The sequence below is a fragment of the Stutzerimonas zhaodongensis genome (assembly GCF_003696365.1).
In the GTDB taxonomy this organism is placed as follows: Bacteria; Pseudomonadota; Gammaproteobacteria; order Pseudomonadales; family Pseudomonadaceae; genus Stutzerimonas; species Stutzerimonas zhaodongensis.
On sequence record NZ_RFFM01000018.1, the window covers coordinates 1 to 964 of the forward strand.

Consider the following 964-nt stretch of genomic DNA (forward strand, 5'->3'; position numbering starts at 1 on the left):
TTGCTCATGTTGGCGCTTTCGATGGCGAAGTCGGCATCCATGATCCGGCCTTTGGCCATCTCGGTGTTGTCCTTCATGTTCGCCAGGTTGTTATTGACGTGGTTCAAACGGTTGATGCTTGAACCGAATTGCGCACGCACTTCGCCGAGCGAATTGAGCACGGTGTCCAGCTTGGTGATGGTGCCGTTGGCGTTGTTGACTGCTGTGTCTGGGGTGCCAGCGGTGATAGTGGCGATCTCTTCACCGACAGTCGCGGCGTTTGCGCCGTTGTTAGTGAATATCGCAGACGCCAATCCGAGGTTCGTGGCGAGTGTGCCAAGCTTACCCGAGGCATTGACAACCATGGTTTCGCTGGCGCTGGAGCCGATCTGGAAGGTTACCCCGGCGGCCAAACCGAACTTACCGGTGGCGCCGTCATTGGTGGCGCCGCTGCTGAACAGGCCCTCGCCGGCGTATTTAGTGTTCTTGAAGATGTTAAGCAGTTCTTTACCCAGCTCGTCGTACTCGGACTGGATCGACTTGAGGTCAGCAACGCCATTGGTACCGTTTGCCGCCTGAGTGGCCAGGTCCTTCATCCGCTGGGTGATATCGGTCATCTCGCTGAACGCGCCTTCGGCGGTCTGCAGCATAGAAGTCGCATCACCCGTGTTGCGCATCGCAACACCCATGCCGCGGCTCTGAGCGTTCAGGCGAGTGGCGATCTGTAGACCTGCAGCATCATCGGCTGCCGAGTTGATGCGCAGGCCAGTACCCAGGCGCTGCTGGTTGGTTGCCAGAGAGTTGTTCGACTTGTTCAGCGCTGTATTGGTAGTCAGCGCGGAATAGTTGGTGTGAATGGACAGTGCCATCGGTGGAATCCTTATCTAGCGAATAGTGAGCCTGAAGGCCCCGAAGCGGCGGGTTCTAAAGCCCTCGCCGCTATCCCAAGTCTTAGCCCAGCAGGCCCATGACCATGCCTGGCATC

General features: G+C 57.9%; 1 protein-coding gene. It reads right to left on the reverse strand.

Features of this window, described 5'->3' with window-relative positions:
* Nucleotides 1-848: flagellin N-terminal helical domain-containing protein (locus tag EA797_RS21605; RefSeq protein ID WP_122169026.1), on the reverse strand; the 848-nt coding region annotated here is incomplete at its 3' end.
* Nucleotides 849-964 lie beyond the last annotated feature (116 nt).